21 protein-coding genes are annotated in these 24,685 nt (G+C 57.3%); 12 read left to right on the top strand and 9 right to left on the bottom strand.

Features of this window, described 5'->3' with window-relative positions:
* Window positions 1-149: 149 nt before the first annotated feature.
* From NAT49_RS00905 to phaR, 5 genes are all read left to right on the top strand, one after another.
* Window positions 150-1,079, top strand: a complete 930-nt coding sequence (locus tag NAT49_RS00905; RefSeq protein ID WP_251589626.1) for a recombination-associated protein RdgC — start codon at window positions 150-152, stop codon at window positions 1,077-1,079.
* Window positions 1,076-2,227: a 1-acyl-sn-glycerol-3-phosphate acyltransferase gene (locus tag NAT49_RS00900; protein ID WP_251589625.1), complete on the top strand. Its 1,152-nt coding sequence runs from the start codon at window positions 1,076-1,078 to the stop codon at window positions 2,225-2,227. The genes NAT49_RS00905 and NAT49_RS00900 overlap by 4 nt, the downstream gene beginning before the upstream one ends.
* A gap of 192 nt (window positions 2,228-2,419) precedes the next feature.
* The gene (gene phaC / locus NAT49_RS00895) at window positions 2,420-4,225 is read left to right on the top strand and encodes a class I poly(R)-hydroxyalkanoic acid synthase (RefSeq protein WP_251589624.1); all 1,806 of its coding nucleotides are present in this window, start codon (window positions 2,420-2,422) and stop codon (window positions 4,223-4,225) included.
* A gap of 71 nt (window positions 4,226-4,296) precedes the next feature.
* On the top strand, window positions 4,297-5,040 hold the full coding sequence (locus NAT49_RS00890) for a beta-ketoacyl-ACP reductase (protein WP_251589622.1): 744 nt from the start codon (window positions 4,297-4,299) through the stop codon (window positions 5,038-5,040).
* 66 nt (window positions 5,041-5,106) lie between these two features.
* Window positions 5,107-5,628, top strand: a complete 522-nt coding sequence (phaR, locus tag NAT49_RS00885) for a polyhydroxyalkanoate synthesis repressor PhaR (RefSeq protein WP_251589620.1) — start codon at window positions 5,107-5,109, stop codon at window positions 5,626-5,628.
* Between the two features lie 108 nt (window positions 5,629-5,736).
* Here phaR and NAT49_RS00880 read toward each other — a convergent pair whose 3' ends face one another.
* A complete protein-coding gene (locus NAT49_RS00880) occupies window positions 5,737-6,582 on the bottom strand; it encodes a hypothetical protein (protein ID WP_251589618.1) in 846 nt (281 codons plus the stop codon).
* Between the two features lie 303 nt (window positions 6,583-6,885).
* Window positions 6,886-7,482: a C40 family peptidase gene (locus tag NAT49_RS00875; RefSeq protein ID WP_251589616.1), complete on the bottom strand. Its 597-nt coding sequence runs from the start codon at window positions 7,480-7,482 to the stop codon at window positions 6,886-6,888.
* A 382-nt stretch (window positions 7,483-7,864) separates the two neighbouring features.
* On the opposite strand from NAT49_RS00875, the gene gabT reads away from it, so the two are divergent.
* Window positions 7,865-9,130, top strand: a complete 1,266-nt coding sequence (gabT, locus tag NAT49_RS00870) for a 4-aminobutyrate--2-oxoglutarate transaminase (protein ID WP_251589614.1) — start codon at window positions 7,865-7,867, stop codon at window positions 9,128-9,130.
* A gap of 50 nt (window positions 9,131-9,180) precedes the next feature.
* On the opposite strand, the gene NAT49_RS00865 is transcribed toward gabT, so the two are convergent.
* From NAT49_RS00865 to NAT49_RS00855, 3 genes are all read right to left on the bottom strand, one after another.
* Window positions 9,181-10,413 (bottom strand): acyltransferase family protein, encoded by a 1,233-nt coding sequence (locus NAT49_RS00865; protein WP_251589612.1) that lies wholly within the window; start codon window positions 10,411-10,413, stop codon window positions 9,181-9,183.
* 435 nt (window positions 10,414-10,848) lie between these two features.
* Window positions 10,849-12,327: a catalase gene (locus tag NAT49_RS00860; RefSeq protein ID WP_251589610.1), complete on the bottom strand. Its 1,479-nt coding sequence runs from the start codon at window positions 12,325-12,327 to the stop codon at window positions 10,849-10,851.
* 195 nt (window positions 12,328-12,522) lie between these two features.
* Window positions 12,523-12,771, bottom strand: coding sequence for a GlsB/YeaQ/YmgE family stress response membrane protein (locus NAT49_RS00855; RefSeq protein ID WP_251589608.1), 249 nt, complete (start codon window positions 12,769-12,771; stop codon window positions 12,523-12,525).
* A 268-nt stretch (window positions 12,772-13,039) separates the two neighbouring features.
* Between NAT49_RS00855 and NAT49_RS00850 the strand changes: the two genes are divergently transcribed.
* Complete coding sequence (locus NAT49_RS00850) at window positions 13,040-14,632, top strand: solute:sodium symporter family transporter (RefSeq protein ID WP_251589606.1); 1,593 nt, start codon at window positions 13,040-13,042, stop codon at window positions 14,630-14,632.
* A 141-nt stretch (window positions 14,633-14,773) separates the two neighbouring features.
* Here NAT49_RS00850 and NAT49_RS00845 read toward each other — a convergent pair whose 3' ends face one another.
* From NAT49_RS00845 to NAT49_RS00835, 3 genes are all read right to left on the bottom strand, one after another.
* A complete protein-coding gene (locus tag NAT49_RS00845) occupies window positions 14,774-15,505 on the bottom strand; it encodes a phasin family protein (RefSeq protein WP_251589605.1) in 732 nt (243 codons plus the stop codon).
* Between the two features lie 151 nt (window positions 15,506-15,656).
* Window positions 15,657-16,901 (bottom strand): polyhydroxyalkanoate depolymerase, encoded by a 1,245-nt coding sequence (locus tag NAT49_RS00840; protein WP_251589603.1) that lies wholly within the window; start codon window positions 16,899-16,901, stop codon window positions 15,657-15,659.
* Between the two features lie 142 nt (window positions 16,902-17,043).
* Complete coding sequence (locus tag NAT49_RS00835) at window positions 17,044-18,522, bottom strand: TrkH family potassium uptake protein (RefSeq protein WP_251589601.1); 1,479 nt, start codon at window positions 18,520-18,522, stop codon at window positions 17,044-17,046.
* Between the two features lie 83 nt (window positions 18,523-18,605).
* Between NAT49_RS00835 and NAT49_RS00830 the strand changes: the two genes are divergently transcribed.
* Together NAT49_RS00830 and NAT49_RS00825 are read left to right on the top strand one after the other, a co-directional pair.
* Window positions 18,606-19,775 carry a cation diffusion facilitator family transporter gene (locus NAT49_RS00830; RefSeq protein WP_251589599.1) on the top strand — a complete coding sequence of 390 codons (1,170 nt, stop codon included), beginning with the start codon at window positions 18,606-18,608 and terminating at the stop codon, window positions 19,773-19,775.
* Between the two features lie 96 nt (window positions 19,776-19,871).
* Window positions 19,872-20,147, top strand: coding sequence for a hypothetical protein (locus tag NAT49_RS00825; protein WP_251589598.1), 276 nt, complete (start codon window positions 19,872-19,874; stop codon window positions 20,145-20,147).
* Between the two features lie 38 nt (window positions 20,148-20,185).
* Here NAT49_RS00825 and NAT49_RS00820 read toward each other — a convergent pair whose 3' ends face one another.
* Window positions 20,186-20,650: a pilin gene (locus NAT49_RS00820; RefSeq protein WP_251589597.1), complete on the bottom strand. Its 465-nt coding sequence runs from the start codon at window positions 20,648-20,650 to the stop codon at window positions 20,186-20,188.
* Between the two features lie 172 nt (window positions 20,651-20,822).
* Between NAT49_RS00820 and pilB the strand changes: the two genes are divergently transcribed.
* Genes pilB through NAT49_RS00805 form a run of 3 tightly spaced genes read left to right on the top strand, consistent with a single transcriptional unit; the run spans window position 20,823 to window position 24,682 of the window.
* The gene (gene pilB / locus NAT49_RS00815) at window positions 20,823-22,550 is read left to right on the top strand and encodes a type IV-A pilus assembly ATPase PilB (protein WP_285835979.1); all 1,728 of its coding nucleotides are present in this window, start codon (window positions 20,823-20,825) and stop codon (window positions 22,548-22,550) included.
* A gap of 6 nt (window positions 22,551-22,556) precedes the next feature.
* Entirely contained in the window at window positions 22,557-23,792 is a 1,236-nt protein-coding gene (locus tag NAT49_RS00810) for a type II secretion system F family protein (RefSeq protein ID WP_251589596.1), read from the top strand.
* A gap of 29 nt (window positions 23,793-23,821) precedes the next feature.
* A complete protein-coding gene (locus NAT49_RS00805) occupies window positions 23,822-24,682 on the top strand; it encodes a prepilin peptidase (protein ID WP_251589595.1) in 861 nt (286 codons plus the stop codon).
* The last annotated feature ends 3 nt before the right edge of the window (window positions 24,683-24,685 follow it).

The raw sequence follows: 24,685 nt of genomic DNA, 5'->3' as shown, positions 1-24,685 counted from the left end.
ACCCAAGACGGTTAATAAATCAGGCCGGAGTGTACCATAGTCGATCCCTGACGCGGCATGCCCAGCCGTTATCCCGACATGAAATCAGACGGCACTGGCCGAGCGGCCCTTCCTTCGACATAATGTGGCGCTCTCAAAGGAAGGTCATCATGTGGTTCAAGCATTTACATCTCTACCGTCTTCATGACGAACAGGTTATCGACCTCGAATCGCTCGACGACGCACTGTCGACGCAGGCGTTCAGGCCGGTCGGCCCGTTCGAAGCCAAACGCGTGGGCTGGCAGTCACCGGGCGGGCGACTCGACCAGAGTCTGGTGCGCGACATCGAAGGCCATCGGCTGCTGACCATGGGCTGTCAGGAACGGCTGCTGCCGAGTGCGGTGATCAAGGAAGTGCTCGAGGAGCGCTGTCTCGAGCAGGAAGCCGAGCAGGGTTTTCCGGTCACTCGCCGCGACAAGCAGGCGCTCAAGGAAAAGCTGACCGAGGAACTCCTGCCTCAGGCCTTCACGCGCTCGACCCGCGTCGATATCTGGTGGGATACGCGCAACCGCTTGATCGGGGTGCACTGCGCCAGTCAGAAACGCGCCGAAGAAGCGCTTGATCTGCTTCGTCAAAGCCTTGGCTCACTCAAGGTCGCACCGATTTCGATCGCCGTTCCACCAGGCCGGACCATGACCGGTTGGCTGAATGACCCGACCACCCGACCGGACACCCTGCTGCTGGGTGATCAAATCGAGCTGCGCGCGGCCAATGAAGAGGAAGGCGTGCTGCGAGGCCGCCAGGTGGATCTTGAATGCGATGAGATTCAGGCGGCGCTGTCAGCCGGTCGGCGCGTAAGTCAGCTGGGCCTGATTGCTGACGGCCAGATGCGCTTTACCCTTCATGAAGACCTCGCCATCAAATCGATTCGATTCGACGACGCTCTGACCGAGGAGGCCGATGAATCGCTCTCCGACGAGGACCCGCTCCTCAAGCTCGATACCGAATTCTCGCTGATGGCGCATACCCTGTCGGCCACCTTGAGCCAGCTGATCGAGTGGCTCGGCGGCGAAACCCAGTTCACTACATCCGAGCCATGACCACCGATAACGCCGACGATCCCTACGCCAAGATTCGCCCCTATCACGACGATGAAGTAGCGCCGGTACTTACGCGTCTGGCCGAGTGTGACGAGTTTCTCGACACAATTACCCGCTACCGCATGCCACGGCTTTCAAAGCGCATGCCTGGGCTTGCCAGACGGCTGGTGAGCTTCGGGCTCAAGCGGAAGATGCGTGGCGTCGAAAGCGTCCAGGGCTTTCAGCAGCACATTGCCTACTACATGAACCAGATGCTCGAACGAAGCGTCGATGAGTTCGTGGTAGAGGGGCTTGACGCGTTGGAAGGCGATACCGCCTATCTGTTTTTTGGCAACCATCGCGACATTGCGCTTGACCCGGCGTTCGTCAACTACGCCCTCTACCTTCAGGGGCGCAACACGGTACGCATCGCCATCGGCGACAACCTGCTTCAAAAGCCTTATGTGACCGATCTGATGCGCCTGAACAAGAGTTTCGTGGTGCCTCGCTCGGCCAAGGGCAAGCGGGCGATGCTCGCCGCCTATCAGATGCTGTCGGGCTACATTCGCCATTCGATCACTCGCGACAACCACTCGGTGTGGCTGGCTCAGCGTGAGGGGCGCGCCAAGAATGGCGTCGACCGCACGGATAACGCCATCATCAAGATGCTCAGCATGGCGGCCCGACAGGGAGACAAGGGCTTGAGCCTTGCTGGCGCCATTAACGAGCTGCGCATTGTTCCCGTCTCGATCAGTTACGAGTTTGATCCCTGCGACGTGCAAAAGGCGCGCGAGCTCAAGGCGGTCGATGACGGCCAGAGTTACGAGAAGAAGCCGTACGAGGACATTCTCTCCATCGCCTCCGGCATCTCCGGCTACAAGGGGCGCGTCAAGCTGGTGTTTGGCACGCCGATCGTGCTCAACGACGAAACTGTCGACATCGCCGACCATATCGACGCACAGGTGCTTGATAACTACACCCTGTTTCCGTCGCATTATCTGGCACTCGAAGCCAGCGGTCAGGCACCGGAACTGATCGATACGACATCGATCACGGACGCCGATCGCGCCACGTTCAATGCACGCCTTGCAGAGGTCCCTGCCGAGCTTCGCCCCTGGTGGCTCTGCCAGTACGCAAATCCCGTTCTTAACAAGCACGGCCGCCTCTAGCCTCAACGATTCCAGGTAACGGCAATAAATTCGGTCGCCCCTGTCTAAACCTATCCTTAAAAGCGCTCTCATGAGCGCTTTTTTTATGGATCAACGCCGCCTGTAGACCGCCCTGTATCTTACATGCATGAATTTTGATTTTCGCCTTGCACCCCCCCGCGGAAAAACTAAACTCGATTCAAGGATTACTTATTGACGCTGACCTGCCCGTTTCGACGGCCCTGCCTCCATCACGAGTCGCTCAACATGTTTACCAGTCAGTCTCCTTTCTCTCCGTTTCTCAATCCGTTCGGTGCGCCCATGTTCGAAGGGCTCAATATTCCCATGTTCAATACGGAAACGGTCGAACAATGGCTGGCCAACCTGCCGGGCATGAGCACCTTTCAGCAGCAAACGCTCGACGCCGAGCGTTTTCCGAAAATCCCTCCGGAAACCCTTTTTGCGTTAAGCAGTCAGTACAGCCTCGAAGTTACTCAGCTGTGGCAGCAGATGCTGATGGCGCAGACGCCACAACTCGATGATCCCCGGTTTACCGCCGAAGCCTGGCGACATCCGGTGTACGGCTCGATCGCCGCCCTTTATCTTTTGAACACGCGCTTTCTTCTAAATCTCGCCGAAGCGCTCGAAGGCGATCGCAAAACCTGCGCTCGGGTGCGCTTTTGCATTGAACAGTGGGTCGCGGCCAGTGCTCCGAACAATTTCTTGAACACCAACCCTGAAGCGCTTTCGCGTCTGGAAGCAACCGGTGGAGAGAGCCTTCGTCGCGGGATCGAAAATTTCTGGTCCGACTTTGCCAAGGGTCGCATTTCGCAAACCAACGAAGGCGCCTTCGAGGTCGGTCGCGACGTGGCGCAGACCCCGGGTGAGGTCATTTTCGAAAATGAGCTGATTCAGCTGATTCAATACTATCCAACCACCGATAAAGTGCACGAAACACCCCTTCTGATCGTGCCGCCCTGCATTAACAAGTTCTACATTCTCGATCTGCAGCCCAAGAACTCGCTGGTTCGATTCGCACTCGACCAGGGCCACAACGTTTTTCTGATTTCCTGGCGAAATATAGATGACACGTTGGCCCACTCGACCTGGGACGATTACGTCGACAGCGGCGTCATGACAGCCATTCGGGTCATGCAGGACATCACACGGCAAAAGCAGGTCAATACGCTCGGATTCTGCGTGGGCGGCACCCTGCTCTCATGCGCGCTCTCCGTATTCAAGTCACGCGGTGAAACGCCTGCAAAGAGCCTGACGCTGCTGACGTCGATGCTCGATTACACCGATACCGGCATGCTCGATGTCTTTATCGATGAGAACGCAGTGCGGTATCGGGAAAAGACCATCGGCGGCCACGGCGGCCTTCCTCCACGGGTGCTCAAGGCCCATGAGCTGGCCAATGCCTTCTCGTTTCTTCGTCCGAAGGATCTGGTGTGGAATTATGTGGTGGGCAATTACCTGAAAGGCGATACGCCGCCCCCCTTCGATCTTCTTTACTGGAACAGCGATGGCGCCAACCTGCCAGGGCCAATGTTTGCCTGGTACCTGCGCCACACTTACCTGCAAAACGACTTGAAAACACCGGGCGCAGTCACCGTCTGCGATCATGCGCTTGATCTCAGCGCACTCGAAGTACCGGCCTATCTGTACGCCTCGAAAAGCGATCACATTGTTCCCTGGCAAAGCGTATATCGAAGCGCATGCGTACTTGGCGGCAACAAGCGGTTCGTACTGGGGGCCTCCGGTCACATCGCCGGTGTGATCAATCCACCCATCAAGAACAAGCGCTGCCATTGGCTGGGTCAAAGTGATGATCTGTCGGACGCGCCGGACGCGTGGATTGATGACGCAACAGAGCACCCAGGCAGTTGGTGGACCGACTGGGCCAATTGGCTGGATCAATTCGGCGGTCCTCGAAAAGCACGGTTCAAGACACCGGGCAATGCAACCTACACGCCGATTGAAAAAGCGCCGGGGCGCTACGTCAAAACTGCGGCGTAACGGGGTACCACAAAAACGACGCCTTTCGAGTTTGAGAGGCCATGAAACACCCATTAAAGGAGAGAAGTGTCATGTCTGATAAACGCATCGCGTTCGTCACCGGCGGTATGGGCGGCATCGGAACAGCCATCAGTCAACGACTGTATAGCGATGGCTATAGAGTTGTGGTGGGGTGCAGCGTGAATTCGGCCCGCAAGGATAAATGGCTTGCCGACCAGAAAGAACAAGGCTTCGAATTCGACGTCAGCGAAGGCAACATCAACGATTGGGAGTCGGCGCGGGAGAGCTTCCTCAAGGTTCGCGAATCAATCGGCCCCATCAGTATTCTGGTCAACAACGCCGGCATCACGCGTGACGCAGTGTTCAAGAAAATGTCGCCCGAAGACTGGAACGCTGTCATCAACACCAACCTGACGGGGCTTTTCAATACCACCAAACAGGTGATCGATGACATGCTTGAAAGCCAATGGGGCCGCATCATCAATATCGCCTCGGTCAACGGCCAGAAGGGGCAGTTCGGACAAACCAACTACTCCGCGGCCAAGGCCGGCATCCATGGCTTCACCAAGGCACTAGCCCAGGAAGTCGCTTCGAAAGGCATTACGGTCAATACCGTCTCTCCGGGTTACATCGAGACTGATATGACCGCCGCCATCAAGGAAGAGGTGCTCGACAAGATCAAGTCCGGCATCCCCAACAAACGCCTTGGCAAACCCGAAGAGATTGCCTCAATTATCAGCTGGCTCGCATCCGAGGAATCCGCCTACTCCACCGGCGCCGAGTTCTCGCTTAACGGCGGGCTGCACATGAGTTAATCTGGCAAAAATTCGCCAACGATAAGAAAACCCGGCCTGCGCCGGGTTTTTCACAATGGACACGCTATGAGCGAACACGCCTCCCCCCGGCTGATCAAGAAATATCAGAACCGACGGCTCTACGACACCAAAGCCAGCGCTTACATCACGCTTGCCCAGGTCAAGGCACTGATTCTCGAGCAGGAAGATATCTGTGTGGTCGATGCCAAGACCAACGACGACATTACCCGCAGCATCCTGCTTCAAATCATTCTCGAAGAAGAAAGCACCGGCGGCGAGCCGCTGTTCAACAGCGACATGCTGCAGTCCCTGATTCGTTTTTACGGCCACGCCATGCAGGCGCCCATGGGGCAGTACCTGGAACAGCAGATCAGCTACATTCGAGAGTTTCAGAATCAGCTTGCCAAGCAAGGAGTCAACGCATATCGCCCGGAAAACGTCGAACAGGTCTGGGCCTCGATGCAACGCATGCAGCCCCCGTTCATGAAAGACATGATGGAAAGCAACCTGCGGCAATCACAGGCGTTCATGAAACAGATGCAGTCGTTCTGGACGTCGCCATTCAAGCGCCGTGACGACGATGAATGACCGCAGCCGATCTATCCTGGCCATAAAAACCGTACTGCGCAGATATAAAAGCCACACTGCGCAGACATAAAAAAAGCCCCATGAATGGGGCTTTTTTTGTATGAGCGATCAACGCTGACTCGGGAAAACAACCACCTGCCCGGGTGTTTGGCGACGAACCTCACGATCAACACCTGACTCCGCTTCGAGCTTTTCTGCACGTTTACGCGTCAACGAGGCAACCTTATTCGGTGTCGACGCTGCTGCCGCGCCTGCTGAGCCGCTGGAAGCAGTCAACACGTTTGCATGAGAACTACCCTGGTGAGGCGTAACGGCCGTGAACGGAGTCGCGTACTTTTTCTCGGCACGACGAAGGCTCTGAAATCCGAGGGCAACATAAAGCGCCGCGGTTACCAGGCAGAGGCTGCCGCCAGAGATGCTCAATAGATTCGCGTGGGACGGCACCAAACAAAGCGCAATCAGAAATGACGTCAGAGACAGATGGCCGAGAACACCGCTCACACGATTGATGCGATGATGCGGCGCCTGCTTGAGCGCAGTGTCAATGGTCGCTGACGTCTTTGAGAACGAACGTGCGGCCAACACAAGCGCGATAACGCCGATCGACAGCATCATGGCCGCTTCAGAGGATACGGTAAGCCCCCAGGTCACCATCGCGCCACCGAACAGGGCGTAGGTCAGACCGCTTGAAACCATATCGATGAACTTGCCGGCCGAGCTGAAGGCGGTGCCGAAACGCGGAAGTGAATGGCTCAGGGCGCCAATCAAACGATGCGCCAACAAGGCGACACCCGCCAGCTCGAGCTGCCCCGCCCACAGGGCAGGCACGGCAAGAAGACCGACCACAAAGCCGATGACGGCAAGTTTTGTCGGCGTAACGCCCTTGTTGGCCAACAACGTTGTAAGTCTTGAAACGAGAGACTGACTGCGCGCATCGATTCGATAATTAGGCATCTATCACGATCCTCCTGACGGAGAATATCCCTGTGTTGGTTCGAATATGTGGCTCCATCCTGGAGTGATCCCTGTGTAGATGCTGTGCAGAATAGTCGAATCTAGTACTTTGGCGTATCAACCCGGCGCATCGGCACAATTTTATACTGGCGCTTCATTCTTTTTCATCAGCAAACGCCGGTTGTATACAAAAAGACACAGCCTATGAACTTAATTTTGCTGATCCTCTTTTTTTGCGCATGTACCAAAAAGGCCAGCTTATTCAGCTGGCCTTTTTGGTACATGCCTGAAACATTCGCCATATTACTTCATGGCCAGGCGCTCGCTGATGTCCGCACGGTCAATCGGGCGTCGTGCCTGCCAGAAATAACGCGACCAATACGGGTTATCGAGTTTTGAAAGCCGGACACCGGTCGAGGAAGACGCGTGCATGAAGTAGCCCTCGCCCACATAGATACCGACGTGTCGATCGCTACGCTTGGGCCGGAAGAAAACAAGATCACCGGGCTTGAGCGCGGCCTTGCTGATCTTGTTGCCCTCGAGCACCTGACCGAGCGTCGTACGTGGCAAGTCGATATCGAACGAATCACGGAATATATGCTGCACCAGCGCCGAACAATCGACTCCCGAGCGGCTTGTTCCGCCATAGCGGTAAGGCGTGCCGGCCCAGGCGTCGTACTCGCTCATCAATGACGTTCGAATCGTTGCCCAGCTCACCGTCGACGGCGATGGCGTTGCGGCGGCGGTACCACCACCGGGGCGCTTTGAGCGTGGCGTCGTCTTGGGAGTACTCATAGACGGCATTGCCACATCGTAATACTGGGACTGAGTCGATGGTTGTTGCGCAGCACAGCCGCCAAGAAGCGCCAGTACCGCCAGACTGCCAAGCCAATGCCTCATGAATAACGCCTCGAACACCGCCGAAGACACCAACGCCTCGGCATCCATGGTTGAAAGATGTGCCCGGTGTCTGATCGCGGCCACCGCGAGTCAGAACACCAACAACCAACGCATGATGCACGTTTTGGCACAATATATGCAATTAATGCACGGCGAAGGTTAAGCGATCTTTAGGCTTTGCGGGCATGCTGGCCAAAAAGTGGCCCTTATCGGGGCCTAAAACAGGAAGACACCCTTTTTCGTTTCAAATAATACACACTGACGTATTTTTTAATTGACGGCTCTGCCCTACTATAGAGTGATGGCGTCTGGCGATCGCCACGCTCACCGAACAACCTCGTCTGTTCGGCTTTTATCGCAACCCACCACGCCGGAGCGCGACATGAACAACAAGCATCTCAGTGAATTGAAACAGCAGTACGTGGCCAAGGGCGCGCCGCACATGATCCAGGCCTTTGCAGACACGGCCGAAAACGCCGAAATCTGGGACGTCGAAGGCAACCGTTACATCGACTTCGCTGGTGGCATCGGCGTGCTCAATCTGGGGCACCGCCATCCCAAGGTGGTTGAGGCCATCAAGGCACAGCTTGATAAAGTCATGCACACCTCGGCTGCGGTAATGCCCTACGCTCCTTACGTTCACTTGTGCAAGCGCCTGTGCGATGCCGTGCCGATCACGGGCGACACTCGGGCAGTGTTGGTCAATAGCGGTGCCGAAGCCGTTGAGAATGCCGTCAAGATTGCACGCGCTGCCACCGGGCGCAGCGCCGTCATTGCCTTCGATGGCAGCTTCCACGGCCGTACGATGATGACCCTTGCGCTGACGGGCAAGGTACTGCCGTACAAGCACGATTTCGGCCCGATGCCGGGCGATGTCTTTCGGGCACCTTACCCGAACCCGACCCACGGCGTCAGTGACGAGCAAAGCCTGGCGGCCATCGAGAAGCTGTTCAAGACCGATGTCCCCGCACACCGCGTGGCTGCCATCATTATCGAACCGGTTCAGGGCGAAGGCGGATTTTATCAAGCCTCCCCAGCGTTCATGCAGTCGCTGCGCGCGCTCTGCGATGAACACGGCATTGTCCTGATCGCCGACGAAGTGCAATCCGGCTTTGCGCGCACCGGCAAACTCTTTGCCATCGAGCACACCGACGTCGAACCGGATCTGATCACCACGGCCAAAAGCCTTGCCGACGGCATGCCGCTGGCGGCCGTGGTTGGCAAGGCCGACATGATGGACGCCTCCGGGCCCGGCTCGCTCGGCGGCACCTACGGCGGCAATCCGCTGTCCTGCGCCGCCGCGATTGCCGTGATGGACGCCATCGAGGAAGAGGATATTCTCGGGCGAAGTCAGCGTATGGGCGAGGCACTTGCTGAACGCTTCCATACGTGGCAGGCACGCTTTAGTCACGTCGATCATTCCCGAAACGTCGGGGCGATGGCCGCCTTCGAGCTCGTGGACGAACACGGCGCACCGTGTGCCGTAAAAACCAAGGCCTTGACCCAGAAGGCCGCCGAAAACGGCTTGATCCTGCTTTCCTGCGGCTTTTACTCGAATACCATTCGAGTGCTGGTGCCGCTGACGGCCACCGACGACGTCCTGCACGAAGGACTCGACATCATCGAGCGCTGTCTCGAAGAACTTTGAGATGTCATAAAAAAAGGCCCCGATGGGGCCTTTTTTGGTTTAGCGCTCGCTTACTGCTTGAGCAAATGGCGCTGAAGCCAGTTACGAACCCGAACCACGAACTGCTCCTGAAACACCACACACAGCGCAACGGTCAAAATCAAAAAGACCGGGTAGTACCAGATCGAAATCGGGCCGGCCGCATCGAAACACTGGCGAAACTCACCGGCCATGCACAAGGATGGCTCACCCGAAAGCACTCGTTCGACGCGCGAGAAGATAATGTAAAACGGCACATGCAGCGCAAACATTGGAAGCGACGCCCCACCCAGGCGCGTTGCAAACCGCGTTATCGAGGCGCGCTTTGGCATCGGCATGAACAGGCACAGATAGACCAGCGCCAGCTGCGCCGGCAACAAAAGGCCATTGTGCATGAAGTAGTACCAGACGTGCCCCTTGGTCAGAAGCACCTCGGCAATGGCAATCGACACAACAATCAATCCCACCAGCGCCCAGCGCTTGCCAATGCTCAGACGACGCCCCTGTGAGCGACGGCGCGTGTATAGACCACACAGCAAGATCCCGGCGAGAAACTCAGGGAGTCGAATGATCGGATTACGGTGAAGAATGCCGGTCTCGGGCATGCCGTAATCGGTGTACAGGCTCACCAAGATCGTCGGGATCAGATAGATCGCCATCACGAGCGCCATGGCGCGGTAGAACTTTCTGAGCCGAACCAGTCGCGTCGCAGCGAACGGAAAGACCATATAGAAGAAGAACAGCGTCGAAATCGACCAGGACGGCGGATTGAACGTCAGATAGTACGGGTTCCAGGCATGCAGAAGGGTCAGGTTCAACACGACGTTCAACGCCGCCTCACCGGTACTCATGAAGTGATGAAGCGGATTGGGCGTGGCCTGGCCCATGTCGTTGTTGACGTCATAGATCGTGAACAGCGCAGACGTCTTGGCATCCTCCGGCACGATTGCCAGGTATGGAATCAGCGACATGACCGCAATGGTCAGAAGAAACGAGCCGATGTGAATGGGATAGAGGTTCGAAAACCGCTTTACCATGAAGCTTCTGGCCGGCTCACGCATCTCGTTATGCTCGTTGAGATAGACGTGTGTCAGCAAAAACCCCGACAACACGAAGAAGGTGCTGGTCGAAAAAAAACCGACCTGTGTGACCAGGTGACCCCACCCTTTCGTTTCCGGGTAATAGTGCATGGTATGGAAAATGACGATGTAGAGGCCGAGCAGAAATCGCATCCACTCGAGGCCGATAAAACGTTCTTTTTTCATGACTCGAAACCATTGGCAAGGCACACCACGGTGCCTGATGCGTTGAACCCCCTCGATGACGACCAATAACCGGCCGTCGAAGACGGGGATCATCTTGCCTGATTCGTATCGAAAAAACCTTACCAATTCGCGCCAGAGCATCGCTTGCGCCAAATCGATGCCCGGTCAAGCCGCGCCTCAACGTAGACGCAAGCCCACGTGCAACGCATCGCGACAGCGCTTTCACGCGAGGGCATTTTGCTTGATCCGCTGTCTCGTTACTCAGACTCGTCAACGGCGCAGGCAGGCTTCGAGCTCGGATTTACTCACTGGCGAGATGATGACGCAGTACAGGTGTTCAAGCGACTCAGGCAGTGGTTAGAGGCCATCGAGCATGGACCACCCCAACAAAAACGCCCTCCCGAAGGAAGGCGCCAAAAGCCGATCCAAGACTGATCAGATGTGATCACTGACGGCTTTCTGGGTATGGGCAGCCAGCGCCGCTTCAACACGCGTACCATAATCGGGATCGGCGGCCGAGCAGATCGCGATCACGCGCTGTTGAACAGAAGCGGACACATCGACCAGCGTCGAGCCGATCACGTTGGTGATGCGCTCGCGCTGGCCTTCATCGAAACTGCGATAAAGGTTGCCCGCCTGGGACACGTTGTCGTCCTCACTGTTATCGAAATACCCTACCCAGGCCTCTTCCTCGAGCGGCATTGGCGGCTCGATAAATTCGGGGGCGGGCACCGGCGCACCGTTTTCGACACGATCATTCGGGTAGAAATTGGTCAGCGAGTACTGGCCATCCTCACGGTGCATGCCGGCCATAAGGCCATCACGCTGGTAATGATTGACCGGGCAATGCGGGCGATTTACCGGCAGCTGCGCGTAGTTGGCCGTCAGACGGTAACGATGTGCATCCGCGTAGGACCAAAGCCGCGATTGAAGCACCTTATCCGGTGACGCACCGACACCCGGTACGAAATTCGAGGGGCTGAACGCGAGCTGCTCGACCTCGGCAAAGTAGTTATCCGGATTGCGGTTCAATTCAAGCTGACCGATCTCTCGCAGCGGGAAATCGGCATGAGGCCAGACCTTGGTCAAATCAAACGGGTTGATACGGTAGGCCCGGGCCTCGGCTTCGGTCATGACCTGGAGCTTGACGGTCCAGCTTGGAAAATCGCCGTTTTCAATGTGACTGAACAGATCGCGCTGATGGTGGTCCGGGGCAAGCGTGAGCGCCTGCTCATCGGTCACATTCTGGATGCCCTGATTGGTCTTGAAGTGCCATTTGACCCAGACACGCTCGCCATCACGGTTCCACATGCTGAGCGTGTGCGAGCCATAGCCGTTCATGGTGCGATAGCTGTAGGGGATGCCTCGATCCGACATCAGGATCGTGACCTGATGAAACGCCTGAGGGTGATTTGCCCAGAATTCCCAACGATTTTGCCAGTTGACTAGGTTCGAACGCGGGTCCTTTTTCTGGGTATGAATGAAGTCCGGGAATTTACTGGGCTCTCGGATGAAAAACACGGGCGTGTTGTTGCCCACGATGTCGTAGTTGCCCTGTTCGGTATAGAACTTTAGGGCAAATCCACGCACGTCACGGACGTTGTCACCACTGTCCTGACCGCCGGCCACCGTCGAGAACCGAAGCGCGACGGGTGTCGTTTTGCCCGCCTTGTTCAGAAAATCGGCAATCGTAATGTCTGACAGATCATCGCTCAGAGTAAATGTGCCAAAGGCCGCACTGCCACGCGCATGCACCACACGCTCGGGAATCTGTTCCCGATTGAAGTGCGCCAGCTTTTCGAACAGGCGCCAATTGTCAAACGTCAGCGGCCCACGCTCGCCGGCGGTGAGACTAACATCGTCATTAGGCACCGGAGCGCCATTAGCCATGGTGTAGCGCGTGTGATGAGACATGGGAATACCCTCTGTGAGTCGTTATCGAGTTCACGCAGGATATAGAGCCCGGGTATGGCGAGATAATTGGGAAGCCAAATGCCGGCCATCAATTAATTAAATGAATCAAAAAATGAAAATAGATAGCATTTTATAAACCAAAGGCGCATAAAAAAGCGCCCGAAGGCGCTTTTTCGAATAGGCGGTATCCAGGGATCACGCCTTCTTCTTGATCAACGACACGATCCAGAGCAATACGACCGCACCGATCAGCGCTGTGACCAGAGAACCTATGATGCCACCGCTGGAGGAGAGCCCCAGCACGCTCAGGAGCGCACCGCCAATAACAGCACCGACGATACCCACCACAATGTTACCAACAATGCCGAAACCGCCGCCGCGCATGATCTTGCCTGCAATCCAACCTGCAAGACCACCGATGATCAACCAGAGAATAATGCCCATTTTGCGTAACTCCTTTTAAATGTGGGCCGACCCGGTACGTCGGATCGACGCTTTCCATGCAATACATCACATCCCATGCAATACATCCCCAGTGTAGAAAAGACGGTGTATTTTGCCACTCAAACCTGTTTGTCAGAGCCGGGAACAGGCTATGTCAGACAATAGGCGAATAGCGCTTTGGGAACCGATGGATACACTGGCGTCTGAATCAAAAAAAGGTCGGCGTTCAGCGCCCAAACCGTATAAAAATTCGCAAGGGATACTCACCATGCATGCAATAACTATCCTGTCGTTCTTGCTGTTTACCTTAGCGGTGGCCGCACTTACGTGGAAAATCACACGTAACGACGACCATAAGCATTCCAAGGGCTATTTTCTGGCCGGACGAAGCCTTTCTTTTCCGCTGATTGCGGGATCGCTTCTGATGACCAATCTCTCGACCGAACAGATGGTCGGCCTCAATGGCGCCGCCTTCGTCGACGGCTTCAGCGTCATGGCCTGGGAAGTCGTCGCCGTCGTCGCACTGGTGCTGATGGCCCTGTTCTTCTTGCCACGGTTTTTGAAAAGCGGCATCACTACCGTGCCGCAGCTGCTCGACATTCGATTCGACAAGGGCACGCAGTTAATCGCCAACATCATTTTCCTGTTGGCCTACATCGCGATTCTGTTGCCGATCGTTTTGTATTCAGGCGCTGTTGGCTTGCTCGGCATGCTTGATCTGCAAGGGCTGACGGGCATCGAGTCCAACACCACGCTCTTGTGGGGCACCGTCTGGCTGGTGGGTCTGATCGGGTCAATCTATGCCCTGTTCGGCGGCCTTAGAACCGTTGCGGTGTCTGACACCTTGAACGGCATCGGCCTGCTGATCGGCGGGTTCATCATTGTGTACTTCGGCCTTCAGGCCGTCAGCGGTGGCCAGGGGATCGCCCAGGGTTGGGAGACGCTTACCACCTCGATGCCTGAGCGGTTCAACTCACTGGGCACCGAAGAGCAGTCTGTGCCATTTTCCACCCTGTTCACCGGCGTACTGCTGCTAAACGTTTTCTACTGGTGTACCAACCAGCAGATCATTCAGCGCACCTTCGGCGCCAGTAGCCTCGCTGAAGGGCAGAAAGGTGTGCTTCTGACCGGATTTTTGAAGCTGTTCGGGCCGCTGTATCTGGTTATTCCCGGCATGATCGCGTTTTATCTGTACGCCGATCAGGGCATCAAGGCCGACGCGGCCTACGGGCATCTGGTCTTCAATGTATTGCCCCCCTACCTGACCGGCTTCTTCGCCGCCGTCATGGTCGGTGCCATCCTCTCGTCCTTCAACTCGGCACTCAACAGCACCACGACGCTGTTCAGTCTTGGCATCTACAAGCAGGTCCTGCGCAAGGACGCCTCTGACGAGGAAGTGGTCAAATCAGGCAAGGTATTTGGCTGGATCGTCGCGATCGCGGCCATGATCATTGCACCGCTTCTGGCCGGCCAGGAAAGCATCTTCGTCTACCTGCAGAAGATGAACGCGCTGTACTTCATTCCGATTCTGGCAGTCGTGGCCGTCGGCCTTCTTAATCGCCACGTCCCGGCCATTGCCGCAAAGCTCGGCTTGATCCTCGGTTGCCTGGTGATCTTTCTGGTTTACTTCGTACCGCCGTTCACTGGCGTTTTGAACGTCGTTCACGATTTCCACTTCATCGGACTCGTGTTTGTCGGCCTGATCGCCATGATGCTCATCATCGGCAAGCTGGCACCGCGCAAGGAGCCCTGGGTTCAGGAAGACAGCGGCGAAGTCGATCTCACGCCGTGGAAAGGATCGGTTCCTGCAGGTATCGCTTTGATCGTCTGCGTACTGGCCATTTACATCGCCTTCGCATGATCGTTTGATCATTCGACGTTGGACCTTTAACGTCAGACCCCGCATAAAAAAAGCCCCGCTCGGCGGGGCTTTTTCATGGTGCGTAAGTACCGGAATTTGCCCAGCACATACACCGTGTCAGTACCGACGTTCTGTCAGCATTTACTTCTTGTTCGAGGTATTGGTGCTGCTGGACGCGTTGGCGTTAGCCGACGATGCAGCCGTTGCGCTATTTTTCGAAGCCTCGGCCGCTTTCTGAGCCTGGTCAGCGGCGTTCTTGGCAGCGGTTGCCGTACGCTGTGACGCATCCTTGGTTGCACCCTGAACGTTTCCTGCAAACCGAGACGAGGCCTCGGTTGCCTGCTTGGCCTGTTCATGGGCAACGCTTGTCGCGGCTTCGAAATTGCGCTCGGCGTTTTCCATGGCCTGGCGCACCATCTTCTGTACGGTGTCGTAGAAACTTGCGGTAGCGCTGGTGGCCGATTTGGTCATCGATACCGTCGATTCCGCGCCGACCGGTGCGTTTCGAGCAAGATCATCCACGTAGGACTGAAACGCCTGGCTGCGTTCGGCGGCCTTTTTCTCGGCAAGCCTCATCACATCAGACTGCATGCCGGACATGATCTTGTACGCATTTTGGGTGTACGCCATGCTGCGCTCGGAAAACGGCTGGAACATGACGGACTGCAGATTGAAGACTTCCTGAGCTTCACGAGCTGAAAGCATCTTCTGGGTCATGTCCGCACCTTGAGACATCATGTCCTGTGCCGTCCTGAGGTTCAGCTCGGTCAGCTGCTCGACACCTTTCATCCACTGCTGGGTAAAGCCCATCAGCGTATTGATCTGCTCGCGGTAGACGTCTTTCATCTTTTCCGGATTATTCATGGTGTACATCGTATTCTCCTGTCGGTGTCTTACCGATCGTGACTGGATATTCGTCGAACCTTGCGAACCACCCGCCTCGCCAGATTCGTCACCGCCAGTGCCTGACTTATTGTGCACTGCACAATGCAAGTATTGCTGCAGTGCACAATCCTGTCAAGATCTAACTTGCATGATCACGAATAAACTGCAAAAGCTGCGGGTAAAGCTTGGTTCGAAAGCGCCGGCCGGAAAAGATGCCGTAATGCCCGGCCCCCTCCAGGGTAATATGAAAACGACGCGTATCATCGATGCCGGTACACAGATCATGAGCGGACGCTGTCTGGCCGTGGCCTGAAATATCGTCGCGCTCACCTTCCACGGTCATCAAGGCCGTTTCCTTGATGCGAGACGGGTCAACGGGCTCGCCGCGAATGGTCCAGGTCCCCTTGGCAAGCGCGTACTCCTGAAACACGACACGAATGGTATCGAGGTAATATTCGGCCGGCATGTCCAACACCGCGTTGTACTCATCGTAGAACCGACGATGGCTTTCGGCGTCTTCCTCATCGCCACTGAGCAGGTGCTCGTAGAATTCCCAGTGCGACTTGAGGTGCAAGTCCGGATTCATCGCAACGAAACCGGCATGCTGAAGAAAGCCTGGATAGACCTTGCGACCGGCGCCTGGGTAGCCGCCAGGCGCCCGGTGGATGACGTTGTCCTCGAACCACTGAAGAGACTTGTTGTTGGCCAGCGAGTTGACCTCGGTCGGGCTCTTTCGCGCATCGATCGGCCCGCCCATCATCGTGATCGTATTGGGCAGGGCCTCGTTTCGCGCCGCCATCAGCGACAGCGCCGCCAGTACGGGCACCGTGGGCTGACAGACCGAGATCACATGCAGATTGTCGGCACCGATGGTGCGAATAAACGACTGGATGTACTCGACATAGTCATCGAGATGAAACGGCCCTTCATCGTTGGGTACGGTGCGCGCATCCTTCCAGTCGGTGATGTAGACCTTGGCATCGTGCAAAAACTGTCGGACGGTATCGCGCAGAAGTGTCGAATGATGGCCCGAAAGCGGCGCGCACAGCAGTACCTTGGGCTCGTCGGTGAACGTCTGGGCAAGCTCTGCGTTATCGGCGTAGCGCTTGAATCGAATCAGGCGACAAAACGGCCTGTCCTCAACGATCTCCTCGACGATCGGAACAATCGAGCCGCCCTTTTCGATCGTTCGGATGTCGAATTCGGGTTTTTCGTAGTCCTTGCCCAACCGATAGATCAGCTCGTAATTGGCCGCCAAGCGATTGGCCCAGGGAAGGTGGGAAAGACTGTGGCGAGAGTCGGTAAAAAGCTCAGCCGACAGTTTCGCCATCACGGAAACCGGATAGAAGAACGAGCGCTGGAATTCGTAGTACTGGTACAGCATGGTGCTTTCCCCTGTTGTCGCCAAGACCTGACTCTTTTACCAATAGCACACATGACCCGCTTTGTGCACTGCACAATAAAAGAGGTAACGGCCAATAGGCGTCAACCTTCACTCACTATGGAAAAAACATCCTGCTGACACGCTATTTTCGCCAGAACATCGGCGTGACCAGCACCAACACCGTCAGGATCTCGAGACGCCCCATCAACATCCCGAAGCTCAAAAGCCATTTGGCCGCTTCCGGCAACGACGAAAAATTGCCTGCAGGGCCGATGGTATCGCCAAGGCCCGGGCCGACGTTTGCCACCGCGGTCGCCGCACCGGACAATGCCGTCACAAGGTCAAGCCCCATCGCGGCAAGCCCAAGCGCAATCGCGCCCACCGTGAAAAAGAAGAAGAAGGAAAACGCAATAACGGCGCGAATCACATCGTCGGTCAGCATTCGGCCGTTATAGCGCTGGGCGAACACGCCGTTGGAGTGCACCAGGTGCCGGAGCTGGTTGATCAGCATGATGATGCCGATCTGAAAGCGGAAGACCTTCATGCCGCCACTGGTCGAGCCCGAGCAGCCACCGACAAAGGTCAGATAAAAGAAACAGACGATGGCCAGCGGCCCCCAGAGGGTGTAATCGTCGGAGGCGTAGCCGGTGGTCGTGACCACCGAAATCACATTGAAGGCAACTTGGGTCAGCGCATCGAAAAACGGCACGCCGCGCACCACCCGATACACCGTCAGCCCTAGAATGACCACGACCAGCATGTACAGGAGCCCGCGCACCTGCTGATCCTTCCAGAACGAGGACAGCGTCTTTTCGCGCATCATCTTGATGTACAAAACGAACGGCACCGCGCCCAGGAGCATGAATAGATCGGCCATCCACATGATCCAGGGCTTGTCTTCGTAGATGCCGAACGAGCTGTCGTAGTTCGAGAACCCGCCGGTCGCCACCGAGCTCATTCCGTGTACGACCGCGTCCAGGGGCGTCATGCCGGCGAGCCAGTAACCGACAATGGCGATCACGCTGATCAAGAGATATACCACGGTGATCGACTTGGCCACACCGCCTGCCCGCGGCAGGATCTTGTCTGACCAATCCGAGGACTCGGTCTGAAACAGACGCATGCCGCCCACCTGTAGAAACGGCAGAATCGCGATCGCCATCACGATGATGCCGATCCCGCCGACCCACTGCAGCAGCCCGCGCCAGAGCTTCAATCCATCGGAGAGGTTGTCGATACCGACCATGACCGTCGAGCCGGTGGTAGTAACCGCCGAGACCGACTCGAAGACCGCATCCCCCATCGACAGATGAGGCGCGCCGAACACCAGCGGCAGACTTGCGTAGGTAGAGATGGTGACCCAGCTAAGCGTCGTCAGAATGAACATCTGACGCGGCTTCAACTGAATCTCGATTTGCCGCGTCACCAGCAGCATCAACCCGGCCGAGACAAGCGTTACGAGTTCGGCGTAGACAAACGCCCAGAGATCGCTGTTTTGCTCGATAATGAGCACAACCAGCGGCACCGCCATGATGACGGCAAGGACCAGCAACAGCATGGCCAGAATCCGCAGCACCGGACCAACACCGGTCGCCCGCTGGAACAGCGTCAGACGTGACATTTTCTACCCTTTTTGCAAACCAATGTCAGAACGCGCCACTATACGCCCTCCATCGCCCCGGTGCAGCAAGGACACTTTGATCGATGCAAGACTCGACGCTTGATAACTCTCGCCGCACGGCCCAGCGCATCACGCTCCTGGGGGCCGTCTTTGACGCCCTTCTAGGAGGACTGAAGATTGCGGTCGGCTACGTCACACAGTCAGGCGCGTTGATCGCCGATGGCATTCATTCGCTCTCGGACCTGATCACCGATGCCTTTGTGATGCTGGCTACGCATTATGGTCGTCAGGCGCCAGACAGCAACCACCCTTACGGCCACGGGCGAATCGAAACGCTCGGTACGCTCGCCCTCGGTGCCATGTTGATCGGCGTTGCCGCCGCCCTTGCCTGGGATAGCCTCGACCGCCTCCTGACCGGCTCGACGCTTTCAAGCGCCGGCACTGGCGCTATCGTGCTCGCGGCAGCCTCGATGCTGATCAAGGAGGTGCTGTTTCGTGTAACTTTGCACGTCGCCCGCCAGCAGCGCTCGCGTCTTCTGGAGGCCAACGCCTGGCACTCACGCAGTGATGCGCTGTCGTCTCTGGTGGTTCTGGTCGGATTGATCGGGCTTCAGTTCGGCTGGAGCTGGTTTGACAGTGTGGCAGCCATCATCGTGGCCGCGATGGTCGCCAAGGTCGGCGTCGAGCAGATCTGGCACGCCGGGCGCGAACTGATCGACACGGCCCTGCCGCCGGAAGAGGACAAAGTGATTCGCGAACTGGCACTCGGCGTCGACGGGGTGAAGGACGTGCACGACGTTCGAACCCGCACCCAAAGCGGCAGCGTCATGCTGGATCTGCACCTGATCGTGGGCTCGCGCCTGAGCGTTTCCGAGGGCCATGAGATCGGCAACGAGGTCATTCGCACCCTTCGCACCGCACGCCCCGAGCTTGAGGACATCGTCTTTCACATTGACCCCGAAGACGACTCCAACGCCCCGCGGGCCGAACATCGAAAGCCTCTGCCGCTTCGAACCGACGTCATCCATGAGCTGGAGACGCGCTGGCACGCCCACCCGCTTTGGCGAGCGCGCATAAGCCTTGGCCTGCACTATGCAAGTAATGAAGACCGGCGCGCCATCGATGTGGTCCTCTATATCCCGGCCGGGCTCGAGCTGCCCGAGGCGCCCTATACCGTGCTCAAGGAAAGCAGCCGAGATCTTGATTGGCTGGGTGAGATCACCCTGTGGCAGGCGATCCCGTCTGGTGAGTAGTGGGGTCGACGCGCTATCCTAGACACAGGCTTCACCGGCTGGCCAAGGTACACGCCCAGGCCAGCCCTACATCGTTTACCCCAGGAGGAAGGCGCCATGAGCTCAGCCACCGAAATTCAGCAGCAGCGCATGATTACCGAGCTGCGCCACTTCATCAAGAAGATGCTGCAGGAACCCGAGATTCTCTCGCAGTCGCTCATCATTGCCCGCGAACACTACGGCGAGCCCGAGGCGATGGCGAAGATCGCCAACGCCATCTCGAACTCCACCAACATCAATATTCCTGAAAACCCCAAGCAACACTCCCCGGCCGATGGCCTCTTTCTTGACGTGCTCAAGGAAGTGGTCGAGGAAGAACGGGCGATGTACTGACCTAAAAAAGCCGGCGGATGCCGGCTTTTTTAAAATTCTTAAGGTGTAGTAGGCGTCCCACCTCCGCCAGATCCACCTGATCCGCCAGATGCAACACACCCTTTGGGACGATATGAGACATCAATATCTGTCGTACACGACCACTCACCGTTAGTGGTCCGATTAAGATTAATGGTTTTTGTATTCAGCTGACTATCCGAGTCAAACGTAAATTTAATACCACCATCATTTGTAATTACTTCCACTTTGCCCATGTCACTGGCGTCTTCGGTAATTCCGATAAACCCAGGAGCAGTATTAGTGGTTGAAGGCGTTTGACCGGTAAGTACGCGCTCTTCATACGCGGTTTGCGCGCCCTTGATCGTTGCAAGCCCAGATGCTGCTTCCGAGCGCGCGACGTAGTCCTGATAGCGCGGCACCGCGATTGCGGCGAGCACGCCGATGATCGCGACCACGATCATCAGCTCGATCAATGTGAAACCGCCTTGTTTTTGTGCTGCCATCGATGTGATTCCCCTGTCAAAAGATAAGTGCCCAACCGGGCCATGCCCAAGTACTGCCCGATAACGACCCCTCAAAAAAAAACTTTACCGATTAACCGGGCGCTCGACCGGTCAAGCCGGTCTCGGTTTCGCCGATAAAAAGGCATCACCGTTTTTGCGTTCGAGGTCTTAAATGTCGTTTGCGCCGTCTCTCTACCCTGTGGGCAATGCGCTGCGCGGGCTTGCCAAACTGCTGGTGCAGGAAGGCATGCTGAGCGAAAACGACGCCATTACGGCCACGGAAAAAGCGCGCGATCTCGAGCAGCCCCTGTTGAGCTATCTGGTAGCCAATGGGCTGGTCGATGCGCGCCGTGGGGCGTTGGTGGCCGCCATGGAGTTCGGGCTTGGCTGTCTGGATCTGGACAGCGTGCCGGCCGCGCGCCTGCCTGAGCCGGGCAAGCTTTCGGAAGATCTTCTCAGAAAGCTCAACGTATTGCCGGTCGCGTTCAAGGACCATGTGCTGACCGTGGCTCTGAGCGGGCCGGCGGCGCTTGGCGCACTCGATGAACTTCAATTCGTGACCGGCCACCGGGTCGAGGGCGTGCTCGCCCCGATCGATCAGCTCGAGCGCCGGCTGGAGGAGTATTTCTCGGCCCACTTCAAGGGCGCGATGTCGCTTCTTGATGATGACATGTCAAGCGACAGCCTGACCGTCGAGGAACCCGAGGACGACGACGAGCCGGTGCTCTCGCTTAACGACGACGCCCCGGTGGTGCGCTTTGTCAACAAGCTCATGCTCGACGCCATCCGCCGCGGCGCCTCCGACATTCATTTCGAGCCGTATGAAACCAGCTATCGGGTCCGGTTTCGCGTCGATGGTGTGCTGACCGAAGCGGTTCGCCCGCCGCCGCAGATGCGACAGCGCCTGGCCGCCCGTTTGAAGGTCATGGCCAAGCTCGACATTTCCGAGCGCCGACTCCCGCAGGACGGCAGCATCAAGCTCAAGGTCTCCGCCAAGCAACAGGTGGATTTTCGCGTCAATACGCTGCCGACGGTCTACGGCGAAAAGATCGTCATGCGCCTGCTCGACCCCAAAAGCGCCAAGCTCGGCATCGACAAGCTCGGCTTTTTCCCCGAACAGAAGGCGCTCTTTGAAAAGGCGCTGGCCCGGCCACAGGGCATGATTCTGGTCACCGGCCCCACCGGCAGCGGCAAAACCGTCTCGCTCTATACCGGGCTCAATATCCTGAACACCGAAAGCCGCAACATCGCGACCGCCGAAGACCCGGTCGAACTCAAGCTCGAAGGCATTAACCAGGTCAACGTGATGCCAAAGATCGGGCTCGATTTTGCAAGCGCTCTACGGGCGTTTCTGCGTCAGGACCCGGACGTGGTGATGGTTGGCGAAATCAGGGATCTGGAAACCGCGGAAGTCGCGATCAAGGCCGCCCAGACCGGCCACCTGGTGCTCTCGACCCTGCACACCAACTCGGCCCCGGAAACTCTGACGCGCCTTCGCAACATGGGAGTGGCTGCCTTCAACGTTGCAACCTCGGTCACGCTGATCATCGCGCAGCGCCTGGCGCGGCGACTGTGTGATCACTGTAAGGAGCCTGTGAACCTGCCTGACGCCGTGCTCAAGGATGAAGGCTTTTCCGAGGCCGACCTCGCGGGCCTGACGCTCTACCACGCCAAGGGCTGCGGCAAGTGCACCCAGGGCTACAAGGGGCGCGTGGGCATTTATGAAGTTCTACCGATTTCAAACGCCATGAGCCGCTTGATCATGGATGAAGGCAGCTCAATCGCGCTGGCTGATCTGGCCCGGGAAGAAGGCCATCAGGATTTGCGCCGATCCGGGCTTCGACGCGTCAAGGAGGGCGTGACCACGCTCGAGGAAATCAACCGAGTGACCAAGGAGTAACTTGTCATGGCACGTGCCCTCGCCCCATCCCGCAAGCCCGCCGAGGCCTTCTCCCAGTGGCAGTGGCGTGGCAAGAACGCCCGCGGCGAACTGCAAAAGGGGGTATTGGTGGCCTCGAGCCGCGAGGAGGCCCGCGCGCAGCTGATCAACCAGGGCATCATCATCAAGCAGCTTCAAAAAAAGCGCGCCTCCTTCGGCCTTGGGCAACGCGTGACCGGCGCCCACATCGCGCTCTTTTCCCGCCAGCTTGCCACCATGATTCGCTCGGGTATCCCCCTGCTTCAATCCCTCAATGCAATCGGTGAGAGCGCGACCAACACATCGCTTCGCCACATGATCAGCCAGATGCATCAGGACGTTTCCGAAGGCAAGAGCTTCGCTCAGGCCCTTGAAGCCCACCCCAAGCACATCGATGACCTGTTCGTGCATCTGGTAGCCGCCGGTGAGCAGGCCGGCGCGCTCGACACCATGCTCGAGCGCATTGCCTCCTACAAGGAAAAGCTTCAGGCGCTCACATCGAAGGTCAAAAAGGCGCTGTACTACCCGGCGGCGGTCATCAGCGTCGGCCTTGGGGTCACGGCCTTGCTGTTGATCAAGGTGGTGCCCCAGTTCGAGACCATGTTCAACGGCTTCGGCGCGGATCTTCCGGCGTTTACCCAGATGACGCTTGCGCTTTCTGAAATGGCTCAAACGTACTGGTGGTGGGTGCTGATTGCGGCAGCGCTGACGGTGATGGGCATTAAAACAGGCGTGAAGCGCTCGCCCAGATTCGCGTTCGGCTGCTCAAGATTTGCGCTCGCGCTGCCGATTCTGGGACCCATTCTGGAAAAGTCGGCCATCGCCCGCTTTGCCCGCACGCTCGCCACCAGCTTTTCGGCAGGCGTCCCCCTGATCGATGCCCTTGATACCGCCGCGGGGGCCTGCGGCAGTCAGGTGTTCGAGCGCGGCATTCGAGCCATGCAGGAAGACGTCGTCAACGGCCAGACCCTGAACTTCGCCATGCGCAACACCGGCCTTTTTTCCGGCATGGCGCTTCAGATGGTCGCCATCGGCGAAGAAGCCGGCTCGCTGGACGCGATGCTCAACAAGGTGGCCGATTTTTTCGAGCAGGATGTAGAAAACCGCGTCGACACGCTGACGTCCCTGCTCGAGCCACTGATCATCGTCGTGCTGGGCGTGATGGTCGGCGGCCTGGTTCTTTCCATGTATCTGCCGATCTTCGAGATGGGCAACGCCATGTAATGGCACTCACCCACAGGTAACCGACATTCATGGACACATTGTCTCTTATGGGCTGGATCTTTCTGACACTTGCGGGCTTGTCGTTCGGAAGTTTTCTGAACGTCGTGATCAAGCGCCTGCCCGTCATGCTCGACCGCTACTGGCGGCGCGATGCGCGGGCAACGCTCAATCATCTGGGTACACTGCAGGAATCCCCGCAGGAGCCACCGTCAAGACTGTCGCTTCTGTACCCGAGGTCTCATTGCCCGATGTGCAAGTCGCCGATTCGCTGGCACGACAATCTACCGTTGATCGGCTGGCTCAAGCGACGCGGGCGCTGCCGGGACTGCAACGGCAAGATCAGCTGGCGCTACCCTGCCATCGAGTTCGCATCAGCCCTTCTGGTCATTGCGACCATCGAACTGATGGGGCCAACGATTGGCGCACTTTTTGTAATCATTGCCCTTTTGATCCTGCTGGCACTGGCGGTCATCGACGCCGACACCCTGCTGCTGCCGGATGTACTGACACTACCACTTCTATGGCTCGGGCTTTTGTATCACGTCCTGATCGACCCCAGCCGCCTGCAGGACGCGGTGCTCGGGGCGATGATCGGTTACAGCCTTTTATGGTCGTTTTACTGGCTCTTCAAGATCGTCACCGGCAAGGAAGGCATGGGCTACGGTGACTTCAAGCTTCTGGCTGCGCTCGGCGCGTGGTGTGGCTGGATTGCACTGCCAATGATTCTGATGATCGCCGCCGGCAGTGGCGCGGTCATCAGCATCCTGATCCTTACACTTCGAGGTCAGAGCGTTTCCGACCGAGGCGTGCCGTTTGGCCCGTATCTGGCCCTGGCCGGGATGGCGATGCTGCTGTTCGGTGATACCCTTACAGGTCTTTATAGCCTGTAAGGA

It is taken from the genome of Larsenimonas suaedae, assembly GCF_023712105.1.
Lineage (GTDB): Bacteria > Pseudomonadota > Gammaproteobacteria > Pseudomonadales > Halomonadaceae > Larsenimonas > Larsenimonas suaedae.
Note: the sequence above shows the minus strand (reverse complement) of the source record. Positions and strands in the feature narration are given on the sequence as shown.